This is a genomic window from Terrimesophilobacter mesophilus (genome assembly GCF_014200375.1).
Lineage (GTDB): Bacteria > Actinomycetota > Actinomycetes > Actinomycetales > Microbacteriaceae > Terrimesophilobacter > Terrimesophilobacter mesophilus.
Genome location: NZ_JACHBP010000001.1, coordinates 2,285,423 through 2,302,762, shown reverse-complemented (window position 1 = coordinate 2,302,762; position 17,340 = coordinate 2,285,423). Strand labels below are relative to the sequence as shown.

11 protein-coding genes are annotated in these 17,340 nt (G+C 66.2%); 2 read left to right on the top strand and 9 right to left on the bottom strand.

The genetic code is table 11. The annotated features are described in order from the left end of the window. Positions 1-46: 46 nt before the first annotated feature. From BKA04_RS11320 to BKA04_RS11280, 9 genes are all read right to left on the bottom strand, one after another. Positions 47-946 (bottom strand): zinc-ribbon domain-containing protein, encoded by a 900-nt coding sequence (locus BKA04_RS11320; protein WP_104096508.1) that lies wholly within the window; start codon positions 944-946, stop codon positions 47-49. Further along, positions 943-3,300 (bottom strand): transglutaminaseTgpA domain-containing protein, encoded by a 2,358-nt coding sequence (locus BKA04_RS11315; protein WP_232842048.1) that lies wholly within the window; start codon positions 3,298-3,300, stop codon positions 943-945. Before BKA04_RS11315 ends, BKA04_RS11320 begins: the two co-directional genes overlap by 4 nt. Further along, positions 3,297-4,715 (bottom strand): DUF58 domain-containing protein, encoded by a 1,419-nt coding sequence (locus BKA04_RS11310; protein ID WP_232842047.1) that lies wholly within the window; start codon positions 4,713-4,715, stop codon positions 3,297-3,299. The genes BKA04_RS11315 and BKA04_RS11310 overlap by 4 nt, the downstream gene beginning before the upstream one ends. Then, the gene (locus BKA04_RS11305) at positions 4,712-5,728 is read right to left on the bottom strand and encodes an AAA family ATPase (RefSeq protein ID WP_232842046.1); all 1,017 of its coding nucleotides are present in this window, start codon (positions 5,726-5,728) and stop codon (positions 4,712-4,714) included. The genes BKA04_RS11310 and BKA04_RS11305 overlap by 4 nt, the downstream gene beginning before the upstream one ends. Further along, positions 5,728-11,643 (bottom strand): fibronectin type III domain-containing protein, encoded by a 5,916-nt coding sequence (locus tag BKA04_RS11300; RefSeq protein ID WP_104096507.1) that lies wholly within the window; start codon positions 11,641-11,643, stop codon positions 5,728-5,730. The genes BKA04_RS11305 and BKA04_RS11300 overlap by 1 nt, the downstream gene beginning before the upstream one ends. 9 nt (positions 11,644-11,652) lie before the next feature. Then, on the bottom strand, positions 11,653-13,080 hold the full coding sequence (locus BKA04_RS11295) for a serine/threonine-protein kinase (RefSeq protein ID WP_104096506.1): 1,428 nt from the start codon (positions 13,078-13,080) through the stop codon (positions 11,653-11,655). A 157-nt stretch (positions 13,081-13,237) separates the two neighbouring features. Further along, positions 13,238-14,089: a PP2C family protein-serine/threonine phosphatase gene (locus tag BKA04_RS11290; protein WP_104096505.1), complete on the bottom strand. Its 852-nt coding sequence runs from the start codon at positions 14,087-14,089 to the stop codon at positions 13,238-13,240. After that, positions 14,086-14,646 carry an FHA domain-containing protein gene (locus tag BKA04_RS12315; protein ID WP_232842045.1) on the bottom strand — a complete coding sequence of 187 codons (561 nt, stop codon included), beginning with the start codon at positions 14,644-14,646 and terminating at the stop codon, positions 14,086-14,088. The genes BKA04_RS11290 and BKA04_RS12315 overlap by 4 nt, the downstream gene beginning before the upstream one ends. A 5-nt stretch (positions 14,647-14,651) precedes the next feature. Continuing rightward, positions 14,652-15,305, bottom strand: a complete 654-nt coding sequence (locus tag BKA04_RS11280; protein ID WP_232842044.1) for a DUF1345 domain-containing protein — start codon at positions 15,303-15,305, stop codon at positions 14,652-14,654. A gap of 126 nt (positions 15,306-15,431) precedes the next feature. On the opposite strand from BKA04_RS11280, the gene BKA04_RS11275 reads away from it, so the two are divergent. Together BKA04_RS11275 and BKA04_RS11270 are read left to right on the top strand one after the other, a co-directional pair. Beyond that, positions 15,432-15,899: an Lrp/AsnC family transcriptional regulator gene (locus tag BKA04_RS11275; protein ID WP_104096503.1), complete on the top strand. Its 468-nt coding sequence runs from the start codon at positions 15,432-15,434 to the stop codon at positions 15,897-15,899. Positions 15,900-15,904: 5 nt separating this feature from the next. Continuing rightward, positions 15,905-17,311 carry an aspartate aminotransferase family protein gene (locus tag BKA04_RS11270; protein ID WP_104096502.1) on the top strand — a complete coding sequence of 469 codons (1,407 nt, stop codon included), beginning with the start codon at positions 15,905-15,907 and terminating at the stop codon, positions 17,309-17,311. Positions 17,312-17,340: the final 29 nt, after the last annotated feature.

The window sequence follows — 17,340 nt, the reverse complement described above, 5'->3', positions numbered from 1 at the left end:
TGGATAATCAGCGGGACGCCGCACAGTCAGGGAGAAGACTCCGCCGTCAGCTCACGATGAAGAACTGTTCCCCCAGGTCGACCCGCGACCCGCGTACCAGGCGATACCGACGGTCCGGATGGCAGCGGATGGGCGCAGAATCGGGTTCCCGCACGATCGTGCCGTTCCCGGAGAATCGATCCTTGACCCAGAAACTGCCGCCGTCCTGGCCGAACTCGAGGTGCGTCTTCGACACCGATCGACTCGAATCCACCACTCGGACCAGTTGGTCGAAGAACTCACCCGGCTCCGGCCGAGGGCTTCGACCGACGAGCCCGGATCCGTAGACGGTGAACGATTCCCCCGTACTGAACTGCAGGACGAACCGCTCGCCCTCGATCGGGCGGGACACGATTCGCGTCGGCTCGATGTCCTCGTCTGGGCTGTCCTCGTCTGGGCTGTCGTCGACCGGGCTTGCCTCGACTGGGCTTGCCTCGACTGGGCTGTCGTCATCTGGGCTGTTCTCGACCGGGCTTGCCTCGACTGGGATGTCCTCGTCTGGGCTTGCCTCTTCTGCCGGACTCTCCTGATGTTCCGGGCCCGCGGGATCGTCGCCGGCCACCTCTTCGAGCCGCTCCACCGAGTTCGTGTCCCGTGGCCTGTCGTCGCCGGGCCTGTCGTTGCCGAGCGGGCCGGCTCCGGGGGCAGCTGCGCGCACCACGAAACCGCACTCTCCGCAGAAGATGTCATCCGGCAGGACCGGCGCACCGCACTGCTCGCACACGATGCTCGCCGACCCGCCTGCGGAGGCGTTCATCCACGGCTCCGGCTCGGCGACGGACCTCGTGAGTGGAGAGGGAATCATGGATTGCGCAGCCGGCGCAGCAGGAGTCGTGACCGCGCGACCGCACTCGCCGCAGAACATCGCCCCCGGCGGCAACGTGGTGCCGCAATACCTGCATGTCATCGGTCGCCCCCCTCCCGCTTGAACAGGCTTGAGACACTATAGCCACCAAGGCTCCGCAGGGATACGAGGGACTTGATGCGCTCCCATCGCGTGAGGTTGTAGTCCAGCGAGTAGCGGAGATCGTCCACCGATTTCCAGAGCTGATCGGCCTGTTCGAGGTCGGGGTCTCCCGGTGCGAAGACCGCGCGGTCGGCGACGGCGGCGAGCACGAAGGGCTGGGTTCCCCCGACGGCCTGCGCGATCTCGAGCCTCGTCGGCGCGGGTCCAGGGGTGAAACCATGATCCAGAACAGCATCCTCGAACTCATCCCAGCCTCCCTCGATTCGCTGGAGCGGAGTAGGCGCCTGCCGCCGGAGCCGACGTCGACGCCACTTCGCGAAGACGATCGTCAGGAACGGGGACAGCAGGACCAGCATCACAAGACTCGCCCACCCGAGCCCCGTCAGGACGCGAAGGACGGTCGCGAGCAGGGGGTTCTCGAGTGGCTCCTGGTCCTGGCTCGAATTCGGCGGCAGCTGGGTGTCCTTGCTGTCGATCTCCGGCAACTGCGGTTGAACGGGCGACTGCGGGCGGGCGACCTGGGTCGGGTCCTCCGGCTGCGCTTCGGGGATCGGCCGAACCTGTGGCGTCGGGTCGATCGCGACCCAGCCGTATCGCGTCGTGCTGACCTCGATCCAGGCGGAGACGTCACCTCCGACGACGACCGTCTGGCCGTCCGGGTTCGCATCGCTCGGTTCGAACCCGAAGACGACCCGGGCGGGGAAGCCCAACTGGCGCGCCATGAGAGCGGCCGTGACGGCGTATTGCTCCTGGTCTCCGATCATCTGCTGGGCGCTGAGGAGCTCGGTGATGCGGTCCGCAGCATGCCCTGAACGACTCGGCGGCTCTGTCGCGGACACTCCGTGACTCACATAGCCGTCACGACGAAGGCCATCCAGCATGGCCACGAGGCGCGCCCCCGGACCGCTGACACCGGCGACGTAGCCCTCCAGGGTCGTCGCAAGCTCATCCGGCACCGACGTGGACGCAGGAAGGTCCACCGGGGCGGGTTCGAGTTGCGAGAGTTGGTCCTCTGCGGGTTGCGTGGGAATCACCGCGCTGAGGGAATAGCTGTCGCCGGAGGACAACCCGCCGACGACCGCCGCCGTGTCGGTGTTCGTATTGAAGTAGAAGTTCCCGAGAAGCGTCGTCGCATCCCCCCCTGTGAAGGCGACCCGCTCGAGCTTGCCCAGGGTGGGAAGCCACACACCGGAGTAGTTGCCGATCGTGACGGCGATCGTCTTCGCTGTCCCGGCGACACCGGACTGATCCACACTGAGCGGAACACGCGTGAATGCGCCGGACGCGCTGTTGACGCTCCCCTGCCCCACCGAGTACACGACTCCGTCGTAGCTGTCGAGGGTCGCGAGGCGGATGCGAGCGCCGACCGGCAGCCCGGTGACCGTGAACATCGTCCGACTCTTCAGCTCCGGCAGCTCATACTTGCGGAATCCACTGAGCGGACTCGCATAGTCCCGAGGGTCGAAGGGCTGTGTGATCGTCGTCCTCAGGACGACCCGGTCGTTCGTCGGGGGGAGGATGCGGCTCGCGGCGAAGGATGCGGTGCCGGCGATCGCGAGGATGAGCCCCGCACTCACGAGGGTGCGCACGCCGACGAACCCGCCATCCGCGACCTTCTGCACGGGTTGCCCGTCCGCCGTGACCTCCCGGTCCGAGATCAGCCGGATCGACTCCCTGCGCCGATACCACCGGCTCCAGATGAGCCAGACGAGAATGCTCGCCGTGAGCCCCATGGCGACCGGAAACGGCCACTGTGCGGACTCCGGACCGAACAGGATGCCGACCACGAACACGACGATCGGCCCGAGCACGGCGAGATCGCCGAAGCGGGACCTCAGGGCGACCGAGAGCGAGACCACGACGGTCACGAGGATCAGGATGAACGCCGGGATGAGGAGCGCCTGGTATGAACCGACCGGGAGGCTGATCGTCAGGAGCTGCTTCCAGCTCGTCGCCGCCCCGACGAGCAGTTCCTGCAGTCCGGCAAACGAGGGAAACACTCGCGACACGGCGAGGTCTGGAACGGCGAGCGGCACGCCGAGGGCGAGGTATGCGACGACGGTGATGACGAGAACAACCGGACTCGACCAGCGGAACACGGCTCCGAGGATCGCGATGGCCGCCGCGGCCGCGAAGGTCACGGCGATGAGCACGAGAAGCGACGCGCTTCCGTAGCTCGGCCACAGGGCGAGAGATGCGATGGCTGTCGAGAGCGCGAGCATGATCGTCGAGACGACGATGAACCCGGGGTTTCTCCCATGGTCGTGAAGAGGAACATCGCGCGCCCGGCTCACGCTGCGGCCGATCTCGCGAGGGATTTCTGCAGGTCCTGGAGGTATCCGATCGAGAGCACGCTCAGCCCGGCGACCCTGCGGAGTCCCGGCACGACCTCCGGATCGCACACGATGGCCACGACCTCCACGTCCACGGGGAAGGAGGCGGATGCCGCACGCAATTCGTTCGGAGTGGTCTTCGATCCGCACACGAGGAACGCCACCGAGATGCCGGCCACCTGCTCGGAGACGACCCTTGCGACATCCCTGACGTTGAGCGCCGATTCGTCGAGGTCGATGAGCGACAGGTCGTCGAGCAGCCTGCTGCGCGTGAGCGTGCTCAGCTGCGAGACGGCGAAGACCTTCCGCTTGGCGAAATCCGGGGTCTTCTCGCTCACGACGACGGACACGGCCCGAGCGTCCTTGATCGCCCTCACTCCGAGCGATCCGGCGACGCTCACGGCCAGTTCGAACTCATCCTCGTGCGCATAGTCGGAGCTCGCGAGGCTGAGTGCGATGACGAGGTGACTCCTGCGGGTCTCCTCGAACTGGCGAACCATATATCGGCCGGTTCTCGCCGTGCTCTTCCAGTGGATGTAGCGGCGCTCATCCCCGGGGACGTACTCGCGCAGGGCATGGAAGGACACGTCGCTGTTCGAGATCTGCCGCGTCGGGTTGCCTTCGAGGTCACGGATGAATCCCGTCGTCGTGCTGGGGACGCCGATAGTCCGCGGGTGGATGTACAGGTCCTGGGACTCCGTCCAGATGATCTCGCGTCTCACGAGACCGATGGGGTCGGCCCTGATGGTTCGGACCGGCCCGATCTGGATGACTCCGCGACGCCCGGTCGGCACCGCGAATTCGTGCGAGAACTCGGCTCCGCGCGCAAGCGATGGCATGGCGACGGCGGCGAGCGCGCTGCCGACCGGGACCTCGACGGTGGCGCCGAGGATGCGGTGGCGAGTCGGATTCGCGATCGTGACCGATCCGCTCGCCGGTTCCCCGACGAGGACGCGGGAGTGCGCGGTACCGAGGCTCACAGTGAAGGAACTTCGCCCAACGAGGTAGACCGAGGCGACGATGAGGAGTACGAGCCCGGCCCAGGCGACGACGACGAGCTCCATCCAGCCGAGTGAGTACCCGAGCGCGAACGCGAGCGGCACGATGGCGAGCATCGCCCATCCGAGCGGTGTGACGACGGACGACACCTTCGACAGCCAGGCCCTCAGGACTCCGCCCATGTCCCGACTGACCCTGACCACGGAGACGATCGCGTCGGCCATGACCCCCGTGCGGTCTCCGACGATCTTCGTCCGGACGTTCGTGAGGCCCTGGGTCGACGACGACGATGACGCATCGAACCGTGTCGAGGGCAGAGCGGAACTCCCTCGAGTCGTCGATCGAGGGAGTTTCTGCGTCGGGTCGGGTGAGCTCACACGGCCTGCCGGTCTGATGGCGGAGGAGTCTCCAGCAGGAGCTGGCCGATGATGCTCGACGCCGTTACCCCCTCGAACTCTGCTTCCGGGTCCAGCACCAGGCGGTGGGCGAGCACGGGCTCTGCGAGGACCTTCACGTCGTCTGGGATGACGTAGTGTCGCCCGCTCGCGGCGGCGAGGGTCTTGGCCGTGCGCACGAGCGCGAGTGCAGCCCTCACGCTGGCCCCCAGCCGCACCTCGTCGGAGTTGCGGGATGCGTCGACGAGCCTGGAAACGTAGTCGTTGATCGACGGGTCGACGTGGACGGTGCGCGCGAGCGTGCCCATCTCGGTGATGATCCTGGAGGACACGACGGGCGGAATGACGACGTCGTGCGCCTTCACCCCGGCGCCCTGCAGGATGCGCAGGGTCGACGCATGGTCCGGGTATCCGATGGAGGCCTTCATGATGAAGCGGTCCAGCTGGGCCTCGGGAAGGCGGTAGGTGCCGGCCTGCTCGATCGGGTTCTGCGTCGCGATGACCATGAACGGAGCGTCCACGATGTGGGTCACCCCGTCGACGGTGACCTGGCCCTCCTCCATGACTTCGAGGAGCGCTGCCTGGGTCTTCGGGCTCGCACGGTTGATCTCGTCGGCGAGCACGATGTTCGCGAACACGGGGCCCTGGTGGAACTCGAAGCTCCGGGAGCTCTGGTCGTAGATGCTGACACCCGTGATGTCGCCCGGGAGCAGGTCGGGTGTGAACTGGATGCGGCTCGTCGACCCGTCGACGCTCTGCGACATGGCCCGCGCCAGGGAGGTCTTCCCGGTCCCGGGGAAGTCTTCGAGAAGCAGGTGTCCCTCACTCAGGAACGCGGTGTATGCGAGCTTGATGACGAACGTCTTGCCGAGCAGCACCTGGTCCACACCGGCGACGAGTCGGTTGAAGATGTCCGCGAACCAGGTCGCTTGTTCCGGCGTCATGGTCGCGGCACCGCCCGACTTGGGTGCGGTACCGGTTGGTTGTTCGGACATTATGGTGCCTCCATGCAGTTCGATTCGACGAATCCTGGATCGGTGAAGTATCGGCTGGAATGTTCGGGTATCCCGACGCCGAAGTCGACGACGGCCTTGACCCGCACACTCGTCTGTCCGATGAGCGGGACGGTCGGGGACGGAACGGTGCTGTCCGGCCCGTAGCCGCCGAATCCGGCTCCCGTGTTGAAAGAATAGGTGTAACTGACGGGAAGGTCGCCGGCATTGACGGGCGGTCCCGCCACCACCTGGGCGCCCACCACGCAACTGATGACCGTCGCCCTCGTGTTCAACGGCGTCCGTGTCATTCCATCGGATGGCGGACCGCAGAACGCATCCGTCATGTCACGGCATCCACGGAACCGGATGGTGATGGCGTTGCCGTACACCGACGCATCCGCTGCGGAGGTGAGGAACTGGCCCTCGACGACATCCCGCCAGTTCTCGTCCCCATTGACGTCGTATTCGAACTTCGCCGCAGTGAGAGAGGCGACGGACAGGTCGTTGCGCACCTGGATGTCGTACTGGCCGTCGTTGGGCTGGAGCCAGATCTGGCCGGCCGCCTTCCCGGGCGCACGCATGGTCAGGACATCCCCCGATGCGGTCGTGGTGCAGTAATAGCCGTTGTCCGAATAGACGACATAGCGGTAGGTGTGCTGGTCCTGGGTGTGTTCGTCGATCCAGGTCGTGTCGGTGAAACCGGGCTTGCCGGAGCCAGGATTCGGTGCCTGGCACGTGGTGGGCAGCGTGTCGGTCGAGTCGAACCGTCCGACCGTGTACGTGACGCCGGGTGCTCCCTGTGGATTGCTCGCCCCCCAGCTGACCCTGACATAACCCTGGGCATTGATGACGACGCCGGTGACGCCTCCCGCCGCCTGGCCAGGAGGGCCGACCGCTGTCACGGGGACGGCGGAGTTGCGCAGCCATGCCGACTCGCCCGCGACCTGGGCGCTGTTGCGGGCGTAGACGTTGACCGAGTACCCGACGCCAGGGGTCAGCGTCCCGGCGCTGTTGCCGAACGCGAGGGTCGTCGTTCCGGCCGGTACGAGTCGGGAGATGTCGACGTTCGGGCCCGTGATGCGCACCGTGTAGCCGACGACAGGCGAGCCGGACGGCGGGTCGGGCACCCCCGACCACTCGATCTCCAGAGAGCCCCCAGCCGCTGCGGTATTCGTCGGGGCGGCACTCACGCCGGACGGTGCAGCAGGGAGGACGTCCGACCACACCGGGCCGGAAATGACTGCCGGATCCGATGGGCCGATCGAATTGATCGCGACGACGGAGATCCTCAATGCGTTGTTCGGGCCGTTCCCCGGCGTCCTGATGACGCATCCGTTCGTCGCCGGACACGGGGTCACGCCGACCAGCGCTCCCGAGTCGACGCGTGTCGCGGTGACCTCGTATCCGGTGATCGGCGAGTTGTTGAACGAGCCGGGACTCCAGGCCACCGTGACGTTCTCATTGCCGAATGCCGTGACGCGCGCGCCGGTGACCGGGTCCGGTACATCCTGAATCTGCAGCCGCACGTTTCCCCACACGTACCGGTCGACGTCATTCGTGGCGTCGGCGACCTGGTACTGCACGTTCACATCCTGGGCGGGCGCCTCCTTCGTGACCGTGACGGTCAGCGTCCGAAGGTTCGCGCTCGGCGTGATGGTCACACCGGGCGGCAGGGAGTCCCCGTCGATTCCGCGGATTCCGACGACCGAGAGCGGTTCCCCCGGGAACGGGTTCGTGGCCTCGTCGTTCGCGAGCACGTCGATCGTCGTCGTCTGCCCTCGCGGGGTGACGGCACTGTCCGACGCAGGCCTCGCCAGAGGTCGGCTCGACGCGACGACATTCAACTGGATGCTTCCCGCCTTCCCGTCGACGAGGTCGTCGCGCACCCCGAGGACGAGGGCGGTCGTCGTGCCCTTCTTCGCGTTCGCCTTGGCACTGATCGTGAGCGTCTGACCGGTGAGCGTGTAATTGAAACCGACGGGGAGCGGAGCCAGCGCCGTGTATGCGAGTTCATTCAGGTCGTCCGGGTACGGGTAGTTGGTCAGACGAAGCAGGTCGATCGTCTTCTCCTGGCCGGGCTCGAAGTCGATCACGGCGCCATTGAACACCGGTGGCTGGTTCTCCCGCGGCGTGACGTTGATCGGAAGCACGAGAGTCGCGGTTCGGCCATTCGGATCGCTCGCCGATGTGCCGTCCGTCACCTCGAAGGAGATGGATGCGGGCCCGAAGTACTTCTCAGCGGACCTGAACCGCAGCGTCTGGTCGTCCACGACGAGGCTCGCGCCGTCCGCATGGGTGGCCCGCACCGTCGTCGAATCGGTGATCCGTACCGGCTTTCCGCCGATCGCGATCACGTAGTCGTTGAGCGGGATGGTGAGCGTCGACTCGCTCACGACCGTGAGCGGCCTGGCCTTGCGGTTGATCTGCGGGAGTGCATCGTCATAGCCGGGCACCCACACGAATGCGTAGGCGACGATCGAGGGGTCATCCGGATTGGACACCGAGAACGGGATGATCTGGCGCTTCTGACCGACGGTGACCGTGACGCGCTTCGAGCTCGTCACGGTAGCGTTCCGGTCGTAACCGGGCAGCAGCGAGACGCCGAGCCTGCTCACCGGCCCATCCGCGAAGAAGACGTTCGCGAGGACGTTCACATCGATCGAATCACGACCGAGGATGTCGGTGAGCGTCAAGACCGTGTCATTGGCGACCGGGAGCGCACGCGGTGCGTCCGGGGAGACCGTCACCGTGACGAAGTTCTGGCTCGTACCGCCGAATGCGTTCTGGATCGAGTAGATGAGTCCGTACTGCCCCGGCTCGACCGGCGGGGTCACGGTGACGACGTTCCCGTCGGTGGAGGCCACGACGTCGAGGTCGCTGACCGGATGGACCTCCGTCACGGTGAGCGGACTGCCGTCGGGGTCGGAGTCGTTCGCGAGGACCTGGATCGTCACGGTGCCCCCCGGCCGGATGGACACCTCGTCCGCGACCGCAACCGGATTGCGTGCTCCGCCGACCTTCGGGCTGATCCCGATCCGCACGGTTCCCGTCGCCCGCGCGCCCAGTGCGTCGATGACGGTGTAGGTGAAGGTGTCGGTACCGGCGGAATAGTCGCCGGCCTCGTAGGTGAAGCTGTCTGCGCCCGTCGCCGTGACGGCTCCCTTCTCCGGGCTCGTCTCCTGGCCGAGCAGCTGGACGGAGTCTCCGTCGGGATCGATGCCGGTCAAGGGGATCTGGACGTTCACCCTCTCGCCGGCCAGCACCCGCGCTACGACCGTGGCGGGCACCGGCGCACTGTTGGTCGCGGTGACGACCTCTCGAACAGCGATGTGGACTTCGGCCTGCGCGTTCTGGCCGTCCGGCCCGCTCACGGAGTAGCTCGCCGTGAAGTTCCCCGGCTTGTCCGGGGCGAGGTAGCGCAGGATGTTGCCCGAGGCGAACAGGAGACCGGAGTCCCCGCTCAGCGCCGTCGTCAGTTGCGGGTCGAGCGTGAGCACCTCGCCATCGGGCTGGACGTCGTTGTCGAGCACAGGGATGTTGATGGCAGCGCCGACGCGGACCGAGATCGCATCGTCGGTGGCGATCGGCGGCTGAAGCTTCGCAGGTCGCGGGATCTCGATGACCGTGACGGTCCCGTCCGAATCCGCGAGGCCGTTCGTCACGCGATAGCCGAAGGTCACCGGTCCGCTTTCCTGGGGCGCCGTGAGGGTCACCCGGATCGAGCGCTGGTCGAGCACCTCCGCCTGGACGCCGGCTCCTGCGGGGATGTCGGTGACGCCCGTCACGAGCAGCACTCCCCCGGCCGGGTCGATGTCCGAGTTCGCGATGTCGACCGTCTCGCTGCTCAACGACTTGACGAAGACGGTCTTCGGCACGGTGATCGGCTTGGTATTCGCATCCGGCGGGGCTGCGACATCCACTCGGAGGACACCCGTCGTGGTCTGGTCGCCGTCCGTGACGACGTATTCGAGGCTGAAGGTCCGCACCTGGCTGCTGGAGAACCGGAAGGTCCCGGCGTCCAGGCTCGCGGTGATGGTGGCTCCGGTGCGGGAAGGGACGCTGCTCAGCCGGATCTGCCCTGTTCCGCCGCGGACGTGCGCGAGCGGATGTACGGTGACATCTTGCCCCGCGTAGGCGAGGACGACGAACGGGTCGGCGATGATCGGCACCTTGCCCGGTGGACTGACCGTGATGGACAGCGTGCCGGAGGACTGAGCGGTGCCATCGGTCACGACGAGGGCGACCGACCTCGAGGTGCTCGCAGCCCCGCCCTCGACGAAGACGATCGTGCCGTCGGGCTTGAAGCTCGCGACATCGGGGGACGCGGTCGATGCCGAGGCGAGGTAGAAGGCGTCGCCATCCGGGTCGACCCAGTCCCCGAGGACCGATGTCGTGACGCGGCCGCCCTGCGCGACAAGCGTCTTGCTCTTGCGCATCTGTACGGGCGGCGAATTCTCACTCGGCTGGCGAACCGCGACGGTGACGGTCGCCGTCGCCTCACCGCCACGGCCATCCGTCACGGTGTAGCGGAATGAGACGGAGTCACGCGCGGCATCGGCGAGTGTGATCTGGACCTGCTGTCGGTTGTTGACGAGATCCAGGTGCCCCACCGACGCATCGATCGTGCTCACCTGGGAGATGACCAGAACGTCACCATTGGGGTCGTAATCGTTCAAGAGGACGGGAAGGATCGCGCTTCGGCCGGGGCGCGCGCCGAACTTGTCGTCCACGGCGACCGGCGGCTGCTGGACCTTCTCATACTCTGGCGGTGTGTCGAGGTTGTCCTCCTTGACCTGCTGCTGCTCCTTCTGGACGTGCGCGAGGCCCTCCCAGTTGTCGATGAGTTCACCGCGTGCCTGAACCGCCCACGACCCCCCTCCTCGCGGGTCGTTCAGGACGACCCTGTCGCCGTTGCGGGCGAACATGAGCCTCACCGCGCCGACGGGCATCGCCGCGAGCGTCATCGTCACCGGATCGGCCGAGCCGCATGCCCGCCACGCCGTCCCGCCCGACCACGCCGCGAAGGTGCATCCGGCGGCCTGCAGGGGTGCAGCCGGGCTCCCGGATGTTCCGGAGACGAGATCGACCGGCTCACCTCCGCCGTCCGGAAACAGCAGGAGACCGCTCGCGGTGGCGAGAAGGATGCCGGTGCCGGAACTCGAGGGGACCTGCAGCTTCGGGCGCTCGCCGACCCCGACGATGCCGGAGAGGTCGACGACCGTGTCGTTGATGACGATCGTTCTCGCCGTCGCATCCAGAACTGCCCAGGATGAGCCCACCCAGGTGACGGAGAGGTCGCTCGCAGCGTCGCCGTAGGTGAGGGCATGGGACTCGACGACGGTCCCGGTCCCCGCTGCATCGACTCGATAGACGACCTGCGCCTCCCGCGAATAGGCGATGAGGTCGCCGTCACCGCTCATCGCGAATACCGACTCGGCGCCGAGGCTCAGGTTCGGTGGTGTCTCCGGGTCGAAGTGCTCGAATTCGCTCGACGGCATGATCCAGACCTGGCCGTCACCGTCCGTCACGACGACGTTGTCCTGCGCGGTGAACAGCCCTGGCGAATTCGTGGGCATGGGCACCGTGTCCAGAATCGTCGACGTGGCCGGGTCGATGATGTTGACCTTGCTGCTGCCCTCGTCGAACATCAGGACAGTGAGCCCGTTCTGGACGACCTCGAGCTCGCTGCTCTCACTCGCGACGACGGTGTTCAGCTGCAGGATCTCGGTGTTGGCCCTGCCGACGAACTGCTTCGCACCATTCGACACCCACACCGACGCGTCATTGAGTTCGACCTTCTGCGCCGGATACCCGCCGGAGATGACAGCCGTCGTCACCACGAGCGCGACGATTGCCGTCGCACTGGTCAGTGTGACGGCGAGGGACCGGTGGCCGGCGAGCCACTGTCTAAACATGATGACCCATCAGCCGCCGAACTCCACGCACTTCTCGCCGCTCGGATCGCCCGTCTTCCCCTCGCGGTTGACCGTCACGGTGATGCACACGTGATCGCCGGGGTTCGCATCCACCGAGAACGTCGTCGACTGCTGGATACTGCTCGACGTGCCCTGATTGGTGGAGATCTGGTACGAGTCGCCGGGCAGCAATCCCGGATCGGCCCAACTGAACTCGATCGAGTCGATCGATTGGCGAGACTGGATGTCGGTGACCTTCGGAATGCGATCGGAGTTGCTGCGAATGAGCACGATCGTGGCCACCGCGCCGAGCGCGATGACGAGCACGGCACTCACGACGAGCGACCAGGCCAGCACTTGCATGCCCTTCCCGCGCGAGGTGGATTTCGTGTTCGCGCTGGGCTGCGATTGTTCGGTCTCCCGCAGGACCGTTCCGACCGGCGCGTAATCGTTTTGAGCAAGCCTGCGCCGTTTGCGCAGTCGGGATGCCGCATGCTGGTTCGCCCCGGCGACTCCGCGGATCCTCGTCCGGTCGCCCAGGTCTCCCACCGTCGCGAGCGCCCAGTCGTCGACGGCCACCTCGACGGGCGTCTGCGGGACACCGAGCTCCGATTCGATCGCCTGCAGTCCCCGCACGAACTCCATGGCACTCGAGGGCCGCCCGTCCGGTTTGCGGGACATCGCCTTGCGCAGGAGGTGTTCAAGACTCTCCGGGACATCCGATCGCCCGATGGGCTGGACCTTCGCGCGGTTGATCCGACCGATGAGGTCGGTGGACTTGTTGGACTCGCCGGGGACCTCGAAAGGCGATCTGCCCGCGAGCAGGGAATAGACGGTCGCAGCAAGCGACCAGACCTCCGATGCGACACTTCCGGAGGTCTCATCCATGAGCACCTCGGGAGCGGACCACGGGATCGACATCCCGACGGCCTCCCGGTGGTCGGACTCGCTGAGCGTCGATGCGATCCCGAAATCCGAGAGGACAGGATGCCCGTACGCGGTGAGCAGGATGTTCGACGGCTTGATGTCCCTGTGCAGGACGCCGGCACGGTGCGCCGTCTCCACGGCACTGCCGATCCGCACCGCGATCTGGAGGATGTCGGGGACCGGGATCCGCTCGCGCCGGTACCGCTCGCTGAGCGACGGCGAGCACAACTCCATGACGAGGTACGGTCGCCCGTCGGCGGAGACGCCCGCCTGGTACACCGTCAGGATCGACGGATGCGCACTCAACTGCGCCATGAGGTTGGCCTCGGCCTGGAACATCTGACGCACCTGGTCGTTGACGATCTCGCTCAACATGACCTTGACCGCGACCTGACGCCGCGGCATGTTCTGTTCATACAGGAAGACATCGGCGAAGCCGCCGGAACCGAGAATGTGCACGTGGGAGAATCCCGGCAGCACAGGAGGCTGCGACGGCAAGCGTCTCGCCATGGGTGCCCCCTCGCTCACTCACTCGCGGGCACGACGCATCGGGTAGCGCTCGCTCCGCCCGCGTCCATTGTAGGCAGACGGGTCCTGGACTCGCGCCAAGTATGACAGTCTTCCCAGCAAGTTCTCCCGCCCCATTTCTAGGGCCTTCACCGCCGGCTCAGGTGTCGGAGACCCGGCGTACCGGGGCCGTGTCTCCGTCGTCGAGGATGTCACCGCCGTTTCCGCTCTCGGCGGAGACGACATCGATGACGATCGCCGTGACATTGTCCCTCCCGCCCTCGGCGAGGGCGGCGTCCACGAGGGCGAGAGCTGTCTCACGTGCACTGAGTCTCGCGGCCAGGTGAAGGCGCAGCCGGAGCTCGCTCACTTCCCGCGTGAGCCCGTCCGAACACACGAGAAGGCGCGAGCCCGCCGTGACCGGAACGAGCCAGAAGTCTGGGACCGGCTCGGCGTTGAATCCGACCGCCCTCGTCACGACGTTGCTGTCCGGATGGTTCTCGGCATCCGCGGAGGTGATGAGTCCCGCCGTGACGAGCTCCTGCACGACGGAATGGTCGACGGTGATCTGGGTGAGGACCTTGTGCTCGAACAGGTAGAGGCGCGAATCCCCCACATTGAAGACGACCCAATAAGGATGTCCGCCGTGATTCGTCATGGCCGCGCCGGTCACCGTCGTCCCGACTCCGAGTTCCCTCTCGTCGATCGCGTGGGAGATGTCGACCGTCGCCGAACGCAGCGCGGAGACGATGGCCTCGGGGTCGACGACGCCGGAGTTGGCGAGCTCGGCGAGCCGAGTGACGACGGCGTCGCTCGCGACATCCCCTGCCGCATGCCCGCCCATCCCGTCGGCGACGGCGAATATCGTCCCCGCCGCCACGAGACTGTCTTCGTTGTGCGCTCGTTTGTGACCGGTGTCGGTGGCGACCCCCCAGGACAGCGACACCGCGGAGCCCTTCGCTCCCGGTACCGGTATCTCACTGCGGTCGGTGCTGTGACCGAGAACTGTCACGCTTCGCCTTCCCCTGGGAGCGACGTCGGATCGGTCACGATGACGATCCGGATTCCATCCCCAATATCCACCACCGAGCCGGCAGCCACAACGACCGACTCGCCCTGCCGCAGTCCGAGCGGCGCGAATCCCGGATTCGTCACCGTCGTCCCATTCGTGGATCCGAGGTCCGTGACGACGACAGCGCTTCCTTCCTGATGGAGTTCGACGTGCGTGCTGGAGACTTCGCGGGACGGCGAGGGGACCATGACGAGCCTGGGCATCCTCGTGCCCGTGATGCGCGGTGTGCTCGGTCTACGCCCGATATACGCCGGCACGTCGAGCGGGATCGGCGCGTGGCTTCCGATGCTCAGTGCGAATCGCTCCGGGCCGACCTCGACCGGGGGCACAGCCTCTGCCGGCGACCGCGGAGCCGCATCGGCACGTGGGTCCCGTGCCGCCCTCGTCACGATAATGGTGTCGGCCTCCGCCGTCCCCGGTTCGATGAGGGGCGGTGGCTGCGGTGCTCCCAGGATCGTCTTCTCGCCGTCGTAGTCCTCTGGCCCAGCGCTCGCCACGTCGCTCAGCCCCCGAGACCGGCGACGAAGTTGATGACGGTGGCGAGGATGACTGCCCCGAAGAGATAGGACAGGAGGGCGTGGCGCAGCGCAGTCACGCGGAAGTCCCTGCCGCCGAGCGACGTATCCGACACCTGGTAAGTCATCCCGATCGTGAACGCGAGATACGCGAAATCGCCGTAGTCCGGCGGTTCCTTCTGGTTGAAGTCAACGCCTCCCCTGGTCCCGTCGTAGTACAGGAAGGCGTACCGAAGCATGAACAGGGTGTGGATGAGCACCCAGGAGAGCGCAACGCTGGCGATGGCGAGGCCGGCGAGCGCCGCGCGTCCCGCTCCGCCGAGAGACGCGGACGCGATGAGGACGAACACCACTATCACGAGTGAGCAGAGACTCGCGATGACGAGCAGGACATCCGCGAATCCCTTCGACGGGTCCTCTCTCGTGGCGTGAACCCTGGTCTCTTCGGCGCCCATCCTCCCGACCCTGATCCACACCCAGGACGTGTACGTCACGGCTGCCGCGATCCAGCCGGCGATGACCGAGTAACTCCACGAGCCGAAGAGCCCGGTGACAACGGCCGCGACCAGTCCGACGATGAGCATGGCCACGACGCGAACGCTCGCAGTGTAGGTACTGCTGCGGGGAGGCGTACTCTGCACTCGTCCATCGTCGCACACTGGCATCACCGCGACGAGGACACGGGCGTTCCACCGATTTCGTTGTTCAGGGCGCGCGTGGATGCGGATTCGCTTGTCAGAACACGATTCGACTGACAGAATCGTTACATGAGCGCCAATGGGAAGCCAATGCAGCTCGATGCCGTGTCGAAGGCGATTATCGAACAGTTGCAGTCGGATGGCCGACGCTCCTATGCGGAGATCGGCAAAGCCGTGGGCCTGAGCGAGGCCGCCGTCCGCCAGCGGGTGCAGAAGTTGACGGACTCCGGCGTCATGCAGGTCGTCGCGGTCACCGACCCCATGCAGCTCGGCTTCTACCGGCAGGCGATGATCGGAATTCGGGTGACCGGCGATACGACGGCCATCGCAGATCGGCTCGCGCGCGTGGCCGCCATCGACTACGTCGTGCTCACGGCGGGCACCTTCGACATCCTCGCGGAGATCGTGTGCGAGAACGACGAAGACCTCATCAATCTGCTCAACAAGGAGATCAGGAGCATTCCCGGTGTGCAATCCACCGAGACGTTCGTGTATCTCAAACTTCAGAAACAGTTCTATAACTGGGGAACAAGGTAAGAGAAATGACAATGCTCGAGACACCGGCGACCACGTTCAACGAGGCCGAGCTGCAGCAGAAGGCCAAGGATCACCTCTGGATGGCCATGGCACGGCAATCCGTCATGGAGAGCGGCGCAGGGGTACCCATCATCGTGCGCGGAGAAGGCCACCACATCTGGGACAGCAAGGGCAAGAAGTACTTCGACGGGCTGAGCGGCCTGTTCGTCGTCAACGTCGGCCACGGCCGGCGTCGCCTGGCGGAGGCAGCGGCGAAGCAGGCGGAGGAACTCGCGTTCTTCCCCACCTGGTCGTATGCGCACCCCACCGCCATCGAACTCGCCGACCGCCTCGCGGCTGAGGCCCCCGGCGACCTCAATCGCGTGTTCTTCTCCTCCGGTGGTGGCGAGGCCAACGAGACCGCGTTCAAGCTCGCCAAGTACTTCTGGAAGCTGCAGGGACGCGGCACCAAACACAAGGTGATCTCCCGCTTCATCGCGTACCACGGGACGCCGCAGGGAGCGCTGGCCATCACCGGCATCCCCGGCATGAAGGAGATGTTCGAGCCCGTGACGCCGGGCGGGTTCCGCGTGCCCAACACGAACTACTACCGTGCGGACGAGGCCGGCTTCACGGGGAGCTCACCAGAGGCCTTCGGCCTGTGGGCGGCGAACCGCATCGAGGAGATGATCGAGTTCGAGGGGCCGGAGACGGTCGCTGCTGTCTTCCTCGAACCCGTGCAGAACTCGGGCGGATGCTTCCCGCCACCCCCCGGATACTTCCAGCGCGTCCGCGAGATCTGCGACAAGTACGACGTGCTGCTCGTGGCCGACGAGGTCATCACCGGGTTCGGACGCATCGGCAACACCTTCGCCTCGACGACCTACGACTTCGTGCCGGACATGATCACCTGTGCGAAGGGCATGACGAGCGGCTACTCGCCCGCCGGAGCGACGATCGTGAACGAGCGCATCTACGAGCCGTTCAAGCACGGCGACACGACGTTCTACCACGGCTACACGTGGGGCGGACACCCGGTGTCCTCCGCCGTGGCCCTGGAGAACCTCGACATCATGGCGGAGGAGAAGCTCAACGAACGGGTTCGCGAGAACTCGCCGATCTTCCGCGCGACACTCGAGAAGCTCATGGACCTGCCGATCGTCGGCGACGTGCGCGGCGACGGTTACTTCTTCGGCATCGAGCTCGTGAAGGACAAGGCCACCAAGGAGACCTTCACGGACGACGAGTCCGAGCGACTCCTGCGCGGGTTCCTCTCCAAGGCGCTCTTCGACGCTGGGCTGTACTGCCGCGCTGATGACCGGGGAGACCCCGTCGTCCAGCTCGCCCCGCCGCTCACGATCGGCCCGGCGGAGTTCGACGAGATCGAGGGCATCCTTCGCAGCGTGCTGACCGAGGCGTGGTCGCGGCTCTAGACCGCGCGGCAATGGGCCGGGCGGACGAC